Origin of the sequence: Amycolatopsis sp. SID8362 (genome assembly GCF_010550475.1) — a bacterium.
GTDB lineage: Bacteria > Actinomycetota > Actinomycetes > Mycobacteriales > Pseudonocardiaceae > Amycolatopsis > Amycolatopsis eburnea.
In genome coordinates this window covers 1-8,755 of the sequence record NZ_JAAGNB010001220.1, presented here as the reverse complement: position 1 = coordinate 8,755, position 8,755 = coordinate 1, and the positions used below count along the sequence as shown (strand labels likewise).

Genomic DNA, 8,755 nt, shown 5'->3' with positions numbered 1-8,755 from the left:
GCCCCGGCGGCCCGGCCCGCCCCGAACCCGATCCTGCCCTTCAACGCGAAACTGACCTCGCGCGACATCCCCGTCCCGGGCGGCGGCGTGCGCGACGGCGCCTGCAGCGGAGCGCTGGTCGCGCCGCAGTGGGTGGTCACCGCCGGGCACTGCTTCCACGACCTCGCCGACGCCCGGGTCGGCGGCCCGCCGCGGTACACGATGACGGTGACCGTCGGCCGTCTGAAGGACACCGACCCCGGCGGGCACACGGCGAAGGTCGTCGACGTCGAGCAGTCCCCGGTGAACGACCTGGCGCTGGCGAAGCTCGACCTCGCGATCAACGACATCGCGCCGGTCGAGCTGAATCGCCGGCGGCCGGAGGTGGGCGAACAGCTGCAGTTCGCCGGCTGGGGTTCGCACTCGGCGACCGTGCTCGGCCCGTCCGACCACCTCAAACGCGGGCACTTCACGGTTTCGGGCATCGGCCCGTCGACGCTCGAAGCCCTGCCGGTCGGCACGCGAACCGTCGAAAACGGCCCGTGCCCGGAGGATTCGGGCGGCCCGTTCTTCGTCTCCCCCGACGACCGCACGGCGACGCTGGTGGCCATCGTCAACACCGGCCCGCCGTGCCCGCAGCCCGGCGCGGAGACGATCGCGCGGGTGGACGTCGTGGCGGACTGGATCCGCGAGCGGACGGGCTGAGCGGCGGCGCCCGGGACGCGGGCGCCGCCGCCCAGGCTCAGGGTGCGCCGGTGATGGTGAACTGCGAGCCCGGCTCGACGACGACGTTGCCCGCCGACGAGTTCGTGATCGTCACGCCCGACAGCGCCGCGCTGCCGCGGGCACCGCTCATCGCCAGGATGCCGGCGCCGTTGTTCGACTTGTCGATCTTGACGTTCGTGACCGCCACGTTCATGCTCCCGCCGCCGGTCTTGAACTGGATGCCGTCGTAGGTGGAATCGTCGATCTCCGTGTCCCGCAGCGTCACCCCGGTGATGTCCTTGCCCTGCGCGAAGAACGTGATCGCGCCGAACTTCTGCTGCTCGCCCCAGAACACGCCGCCGCAGCGGTGCAGGGCGTTGTTCGCGATCAGGGTCTGCCCCGAGAACGGCAGCGGGTCGTGGTCGGTCGCCAGCATGATCCCCGGGTAGTTCATCGTGTCGGACACCAGGTTGTTCTCGATCTTGTTGCCGTAGCCGCCGTAGATCGCGATGCCGTTCGCGCGCCACGGGAGCTGGATGGTGTTGTTGGTGAACGCGTTGTCGTGCGCGATGTCCACCGACGGGTCCTTCACGTACTGGTTGGCCCACACGGCGAGCGAGTCGTCGCCGGTGGTGCGGAACGACGAGTCGAACACCCGCGAGTTCCGCGTGCCGTTGGTGAAGTTGATGCCGTCGGCGTAGGTGTCGCGGATCCGCATGCCGCTGAACTGGAGGCCGTCGGCGGGCCCCCACAGCTCCGGCTTGTTGCTGTAGTCGCGGCCGACCCACACGCCGACGTTGGCGTGCTCGATCCAGACGTTCGAGATCTTGGTGCCGGTGCCGAAGCGGCCGTTGAGGCCGACGCCGCCCTCGGCGTTGCCGTCACCGCCGCGGATCCGGCCGGAGCCGAAGATGGCGATGTCGGAGATCTGGGTGTTCTTGTCGATGTCGAACCCGAAGTTGCCTTCGTGCGGGTGGTTGATCGTGCCCGCGTCCTGCGGCTGGATCAGCGAGTACAGCTGCGAGCGCCACATGCCGGCGCCGCGGATGGTGACGTTGGAGATGCCGACCTGGTTGTACTGGCCGCCGCCGTTGGGCACGGTCGGGTCGTCGGTCAGGATCTTCGCCTCCTGCCGCCACTGGCCTTCGGGGATCCACACGCACGCGATGACGCCGTTCTGGTCGTCCGTGACCGCGCGCTGGATCGCCGGGGCGTCGTCGACGCCGTCGTCCGGCACGGCGCCGTATTCGGTGATGGACGTGCATTCGGCGGGCTTCGGCAGCGCCGGCGCGACCTGTTCGAGGTCGACCAGGTCGATGACGTAGTAGGCCGCGCTGTCGCCGTTGTCGCGCTGCAGCTTGAACTTCGTGCCCGCCGGGTACGACTGGCTCAGCAGCGCGTGCGACTCGTCGAACAGGCGGCGCGCGTCGGCCTGCGGGGTGTTCGTCAGGCCTTCGGGGTCGTCGGTGGTGCCGTAGAGCCAGCTGTGCTTGGACGACAGCGTCAGCTTCTGCGCGAAGGTGCCGTTGACGTACAGGCTGAGGGTGAAGTCCTGGCCACCGCCGCCGGGCGCGTCGGGCACGGAGTTGCGGACGACGATCGAGTTCGCCTGGTTCACCGACGTGAATTCGACGTACTGGCCCTGGTTGGCCAGCCGCACCGACCGGCGGCCGGAGGACTCGGTCGCGAAGTTGGTGTGCCCGAACGTGCGCAGCGGGTCGGTTTCGAGCAGCTGTCCCTGGTACTGCGCGGCTTCCGCCTCGTATTCGGTGTACGGCAGGGCCGCGCCGCGGCCGACCACGATCGTGCGGGACAGCCCGTTGTTGGACTCGTTGGTCTCCGCGACCGCGTTCGCCGCGTCCGCGGTCGCCGTCAGGGTGGCGCCGCCGCTGGTCGCGGTCCACGTGCCGGTGATGGCGACGTCCACTGTGGACCCGGCCGCGACGGCGGGCGTGCTGCCGCTCAGGGTGGTCGCCCCGGCGGTCAGGCGGGTCACCGAGGCGCCCGCGCCGCTGGTGCCGCGGTTGTGCACGGCCACGGTGAACGACACCGCCGCGCCGGCTGCCGGGTTCGGCGGGTTCGACGTGATGCCGGTGACCTCGAGGTCCGGCCCCGGCGCCTGGGCGACGACCAGCGGTGCGGGCGCGGTGAAGGTGTTGTTGGTGTCGTTCTGCTCCACCACCGTGTTGGCCGGGTCGACGGTCGCGGTGACCGGGTAGCTGCCCTGCGGCCGGGTGCCCGCGGACACGGTCACCGTCGTGGAGGCGCCCGCGGCGAGCGCGCCGACAGCGGCGTTGCCGACGACCGTGCCGCCGAGGGCGACGTTGACCGTCGTGGCCGGCGCGGCCGCGGTGCCCGCGTTCTTCACCGTCGCCGAGACGGTGACCTGGCTGGTCTCGTCCGGGTTCGCCGGCGTCCAGGTGGCGCCGGTGACCACCAGGTCGGGGTTCGGCGCCGGCGTGCCGAGCACCTGGAGCTCCGCGACCTGCGCGCCCGGGGCGCCGGAGTTGGCGAAGAACTGCAGCCGCACGTCGGCGGCCCGCCCGGTGACCGGGATGGTGACGGTGTTCTGGCCGGCGGCCGGGTCGAAGCGGTAGTCGGCGCGGGCCTTGAGCGTGGTGAACGCCGTGGCGCCCTGGTCGCGGCCGAGGACCTCGAAGTTCTGCGTCCGCGCACCCCAGACCGCGTCCGGGTTGAGCTTCACGACGACGGCGTCGAGGTCGGCGCCCGCGCCGAGCTTCACGGTCAGCGAGTTCGGGTAGCCCGCTGCGGATTCCCAGTACGTGCCGGTGTTGCCGTCGTTGGCGTTGGCCGCGACGAACGAGAAGACGCTCGAGGTCGCCTCGATCGGCTTGCCCGCGGCGAGGTTCTGCCCGGCCTGGGTGCCCTGGCGCACGACGTGGTCGCTGTCGGCGGACTCGTGCCCGGCCGCGTCCGTGGCCCGCACGAAGTACTCGACGCGCGTGCCCGCGGGCCGCGTCTCGGTGAACGTGGTGCCGGTGACGGTGGTGACCGGGGTGCCGTCGCGGTAGACGGTGTAGCCGGTGACGCCGACGTCGTCGGTCGAGGCCGACCAGGTCAGCCGGATCTGGCCGCTGCCGGGTTCGGTCAGGGCGAGGTTCGCGGGCGCGGTGGGCGCTTGGGTGTCGCCGGAGTCGGGGCCGTACAGCTCGAACTCCGCGAGCTGCGCGGCGGGCCACTGCGTGTTGGCGGTGATCTGCAGGCGCACGTACCGGGTCGTCGCGGTCACCGGGATGGTGACGGTGTTGGCGCTCGGTGCGAACGCGTACCCGCTCGAAGCCACGAGGTCGGTGAACGCGGTGCCGTCGGTGCTGCCGCGCACGGCGAGGGTCTGGGTGCGGGACTCCCAGGTGGCGGGCAGTTTCAGCACGATCCGCGAGAGCGGCTTCGCCGAGCCCAGGTCGGCCTGGAGCCACTGCGGGAACGCGTTGTTGGCGGATTCCCAGTAGCTGGCCTGGTTCCCGTCGACGGCGTTGGCGACCGGGTAGCCGGGCAGCGCGCTGCTCGCCGACACCGTGCGGGTCAGCGGCACGTCGGCGACGGCGGCGGCCGCAGCTTCGGTCCGGGGTGGCGGGCTGCCGGCGGCGGAGGCGAGGGAGAGCCCGGTGACGGACAGCCCCACGGCGAGGAATCCGGCCAGGAGCCGGGGCAAGCGCATGCGTGTCATGGCGTCTTCTCTTCGTCGAGAGCGGCAAGGGAGGGAGCGCGAGCCTGACGAGCATGCAACAACGAGGAGACAACATGCAAGAACTTGACATGATTCGGAAATTTTACGACTAGCCGTCAGGACATGCGGAATCGCCGCCCGATCTGTCCGGAACGCGGGTGGGTCAGGAGAACGAGAGCGCGGTCAGCTCTTCGGCCATCAGCAGGTCAGGATCGAACTTCATGCCCGCGAAGTGGCCGGCCAGCTCGAGGGACAGCACGCCGTGCAGCCGGGTCCAGAAGGCCAGCGCCCGGTGCAGCGCCCCGGCGGAAACGGCGCTGTCGCCCGCCCACTCGCGATGGGTCTCGAGGTGTTCGTCGAACGGCGACGGGACCTCCGCGTCCGGCATTTCCGCGCAGGCTTCGATCAGCACCGCCATCACCTCGTGCGAGAGCGCGGTCGTGTCCGCGGGCGCGTGGTAGCCGGGAACGGGCGTGCCGTAGATGAGGAAGTACCGCTGCGGATCGCTGCGCGCCCAGTCCCGGATGACGTGCGCCAGCATGGCGAAACCCTGGCCACGGACCGTCTGGACGGCGTCGGCGATGCTGCGGTAGGCGTCGCGGATGAGCGCGGTGATCAGCTCGTCCCGGCTCGCGAAGTACCGGTAGAGCGCCGGGCCGCTCATGCCGACCTGCTTGGCGATGGCGTTGAGCGACAACGCCGGCACGCCGGCCGCGGCGATCTGCTCCCAGGCGTGCCGCTTGATCTCTTCACGCACTTGGGCGCGGTAGCGCTCCCGCGGGCTCTCAGTCACGGTTAGAGGTTATCACCTTTCCTATTGACACTCACTCCACTGCGGTTATAGCTTCTAACTGTCACGACATGCACTAACAACAAGGAGAACCCATGACTCGCTTGCGCACCGCCCTGCTCGCCCTCCCCCTGGCCGCCGGCCTGCTGGGTGTCGCAGCTCCGGCTGCTTCGGCCGCTTCCGCGTCCGTCACGTGCCGCGGCGAGGGAATCGACCCCGCCGCCCGGCTGCACTACCGGACCGAGACGCTGATCAAGGCGCCGCCGGGTGCGGTCTGGAAGCTGCAGACCGACGTCGCGGGCTGGCCGTCGTGGCAGAGCGCGGTCAGCAGCGCGAAACGCCTCGACCCCGGCCCGCTGCGACCGGGCTCACGGTTCCGGTGGACCACCCCGGTCCCGGCCACCCCCGCGACGCCGGCGACCACCCTGGTCATCACCTCGACCGTCCACCAGTCCCAGCCGGGCCACTGCGTCCGCTGGAGCGGCCCGGCCATCGGCGAGGGCCTGCGCATCGACCGCGGCGTGCACGTCTGGACGTTCACCCCGGCCCGCGGCGGCGTCCTCGTCCGCACCGAGGAGAGCTGGACGGGCGGGCAGATCGAAGCCGACCCGGCCACCGCGATGAAGTACCTGGCCCCCGGCCTCGACGCCTGGCTGGCCGACCTCAAGACGACCGCCGAAGCCCCCTGCCACCGTTGAACCACGAGGAGAACACGATGACCACCACCACAGCTCCCGTCCGCCGCACCTCGACCGCCGTCCTGATCGCGGCCTGGGCCGTGCCGGTCATGGTGCTCGGGCAGTTCGCCTTCCTGACCGTGCTCCCGATCGCCGTCGTCCTGGCCGGCGCCCTGCGTGCGCGGAATTCCTTGCGCCGGTGGGCGTTCGGGCTCACCGCGGTTTACGCGGCGCTGATCGGGGCGTGGCTCCTGGGGCCGAGCGACGCGCCGAGCTTGTCGAAGTTCTTGAGTCCCGTCGCCACCGGGATCTTCGCCGCGGCCGGGGCCGCGGTGGCGATCGCCGCCGTCGTCAGCCGCCGGCGTGGCCGCTGACGAACGCCGACATGTCGACTGTGGCGCGGGTCACGGAATGCTCGTCGATCTTCGGCGCTACACCCGAAGAGAACCCGTTCGACCCCGAGGGAGCGCCATGTCCACCACCACCCCGGAAGAAGCCACCGCGCCGGCCGTGCCCGCGCTGGACGACTTCGACTTCGAGCTCACCGACGGCGCCGCCTGCCGGATCGACGACCCGGACTGCGAAGCCTGCCAGTGAGCCCGCGGCGCCGGCCGGTCCACGCCGGCCGGCGCCCCCTCAAAGGCGCATGGCCAGCCACAACGCCAGCCAGGCGAGGCACGCCAGCGCGCCGCCGACGCCGAACGCCAGCAGCACGCGTCGCAACCCCGCGATGACGCCGGCCCGGCCCGTCACTTCGGTGATTCCCGCATCAGCCATGGCCAGGTGATGCCCGCGCGCGGGCGCGGCAAACATCGGCGCTACCCCGCGTCCCCCATCACCAGGCCCTCGATCGTGTGCTTCTGGGTGATCGGCCGCAGCACGTCGACGACGGGGCAATGCAGGTGCGCGCGCACGGATTCCGGCAGCGACGCCCAGAACTCGCCGGTCACGGCGGTGTCGTGGCGGGCGTCGTTGCCCGCGCCCGGCGCGTCGAGGCCGAGCACGAGCACCGGCCGGGACTTGGCCGAGTGGTTCGCCGTGCCGCGGTGGATCGTCAGCGCCGAACGGATCGAGATGTCCCCCATCCGCGGGAACTTGCGCGCCGCGAGCTCCCGGTAGCGCGGGTACGCCGACCGCGGCGGGAACATGCCGTGGTCGAAGCCGGTGCCGTCGTCCCAATGCGTGCCGGGCGCGATTTCGAACGGGCCCATGTCCGGCTCGGTGTCGACCGCGGTCACGTTGACCGCCAGCGACGTCAGCCTGCGCTCGCGCGCGGTTTCCTCCGGCATCGGGAAGTCCCGGTGCCACGGCTGGTCGACCGCGCCGGCCAGCGGGACGTCGAAGCCGACCTCGACGATCCGGTAGTCGGGCCCCAGCACCGCCTCGGCGACGGCCGTGATCCACGGGTGGCCCGCCAGCTCGGCGAACCCGCGCAGCTGCTCCGGGTGGATCTCGACGTAATAGCGGTTCGGCCCGCGGCCGACGGCGCCGTCCGGCCGGGCGCGCGCCTCGGCGAACGCCGTGTCGATGTCCTCGCCGAGGCGGCGGACCCAGTCGCGGGAGAACGCGCCCGGCAGGCCGATGATGCCCTCCCGGTCCAGGCGGTCGGTCAGGGTCGTGAGCTCGGTGACGGGCAATACGGGCGCGGTCATCCTGGCCTCCTCGGGCACGACGGCGTGGCACCTCAGTTTGCAACGTGGCATGCCACGTTGCAAGAGGTACGCTGCGCGGGTGAACCCGAAACTGCGCGACGTGGCCGAGCACGCGGGTGTGTCCGTCCGGACGGTCTCCAACGTGGTCAACGGGTTCCGCTACGTGGCCCCGGCGACCCGCGAGCGGGTGCAGGCGAGCATCGACGCGCTCGGCTACCGCCCCAACCTCGCCGCCCGCACGCTGCGGCGCGGCCGGACCGGGCTGATCGCGCTGGTGATCCCCGAGATCGACTCGCCCTACTTCGCCGAGCTCGCCGCGCGGACGGTGCGCGTCGCCGAGGCCCGCGGCCTGACCGTGCTCATCGACCAGACCGACGGCGACGCCGAGCGCGAGAAGCAGCTGCTGCACGGGCAGCGCAGCCAGCTGGTCGACGGCGTCCTGTTCAGCCCGTGGGCGGTGGCCCCCGCGGAGCTGGCCGCGCGCACCGACCCGGTCCCCCTGGTGCTGCTCGGCGAGCACGACGGCACCGGCGGCGTCGACCACGTCGCGATCGACAACGTCGCCGCGGCCCGCGAAGCCACCGCCCACCTGCTGTCGTCGGGCCACCGCCGCGTCGCGGCACTGGGCATCCAGCCGCGCTCACTGAACGCGACGGCCCGCCAGCGCCTCACCGGCTACCGCCAGGCGCTCGCCGACGCAGGGTTGGCGGAGACACCGGAGCTGGAGATCGCGGTGCGCCGCCTCCACCGCGCCGACGGCCACGCGGCAATGCTGACCCTGCTGGACCTGCCGGAGCCCCCGGACGCCGTCTTCTGCTTCACGGATGAACTGGCCCTCGGTGCGCTGCGGGCCGCCGCCGACCGCGGGGTGGCGGTGCCCGGCGAGCTGGCGCTGGTGGGCTTCGACGACATCGAAGACGGCCGCTACAGCGTCCCGGCGCTGACGACGGTGTCCCCGGACAAGGACCGCATCGCGGAACTGGCACTGGACCGCCTGACCCAGCCGGCGCCGGAACCCCGGTCGATCGTGGCACCGCACCGGTTGGTGGTGCGCGGCACCAGCTGAGCGGGCGGCGCCTGCACCACCCGGCTGAATCGACCGCGTGCCCGCACCAGCCCCACGGGCCGGTCGTGCGGAACGACCGCGGCCGGATGCCCTGCCAACGCCCCACACCCGGACCGGCGCCCAGCTCGCACCAGCCGGCAGCCATCGCCGCACGGCCGGTCGCGCGGAACGGCCACGACCGGGTGCCCTGCCAACGCC

At 71.9% G+C, this 8,755-nt stretch carries 9 protein-coding genes; 5 read left to right on the top strand and 4 right to left on the bottom strand.

The genetic code is table 11. From position 1 onward, the window contains the following. Positions 1–684 (top strand): trypsin-like serine protease (locus G3I65_RS37970; protein WP_160700373.1); only part of this gene is annotated, 684 nt, incomplete at its 5' end. Positions 685–721: 37 nt separating this feature from the next. Here G3I65_RS37970 and G3I65_RS37965 read toward each other — a convergent pair. Then, on the bottom strand, positions 722–4,372 hold the full coding sequence (locus G3I65_RS37965; RefSeq protein WP_239071696.1) for a CARDB domain-containing protein: 3,651 nt from the start codon (positions 4,370–4,372) through the stop codon (positions 722–724). A gap of 163 nt (positions 4,373–4,535) precedes the next feature. Further along, positions 4,536–5,165, bottom strand: a complete 630-nt coding sequence (locus G3I65_RS37960) for a TetR/AcrR family transcriptional regulator (protein WP_160700372.1) — start codon at positions 5,163–5,165, stop codon at positions 4,536–4,538. A 92-nt stretch (positions 5,166–5,257) separates the two neighbouring features. On the opposite strand from G3I65_RS37960, the gene G3I65_RS37955 reads away from it, so the two are divergent. From G3I65_RS37955 to G3I65_RS58435, 3 genes are all read left to right on the top strand, one after another. Next, positions 5,258–5,860 carry an SRPBCC family protein gene (locus G3I65_RS37955; RefSeq protein ID WP_160700371.1) on the top strand — a complete coding sequence of 201 codons (603 nt, stop codon included), beginning with the start codon at positions 5,258–5,260 and terminating at the stop codon, positions 5,858–5,860. 17 nt (positions 5,861–5,877) lie between these two features. Next, positions 5,878–6,213, top strand: coding sequence for a hypothetical protein (locus G3I65_RS37950; protein WP_160700370.1), 336 nt, complete (start codon positions 5,878–5,880; stop codon positions 6,211–6,213). Between the two features lie 97 nt (positions 6,214–6,310). Beyond that, positions 6,311–6,436: a hypothetical protein gene (locus G3I65_RS58435; protein ID WP_255481994.1), complete on the top strand. Its 126-nt coding sequence runs from the start codon at positions 6,311–6,313 to the stop codon at positions 6,434–6,436. A gap of 39 nt (positions 6,437–6,475) precedes the next feature. On the opposite strand, the gene G3I65_RS56630 is transcribed toward G3I65_RS58435, so the two are convergent. Further along, positions 6,476–6,616, bottom strand: coding sequence for a hypothetical protein (locus tag G3I65_RS56630; RefSeq protein ID WP_166641088.1), 141 nt, complete (start codon positions 6,614–6,616; stop codon positions 6,476–6,478). A gap of 41 nt (positions 6,617–6,657) precedes the next feature. After that, a complete protein-coding gene (locus G3I65_RS37945) occupies positions 6,658–7,491 on the bottom strand; it encodes a phytanoyl-CoA dioxygenase family protein (protein WP_160700369.1) in 834 nt (277 codons plus the stop codon). 79 nt (positions 7,492–7,570) lie between these two features. On the opposite strand from G3I65_RS37945, the gene G3I65_RS37940 reads away from it, so the two are divergent. Then, positions 7,571–8,557, top strand: coding sequence for a LacI family DNA-binding transcriptional regulator (locus G3I65_RS37940; RefSeq protein ID WP_160700368.1), 987 nt, complete (start codon positions 7,571–7,573; stop codon positions 8,555–8,557). The last annotated feature ends 198 nt before the right edge of the window (positions 8,558–8,755 follow it).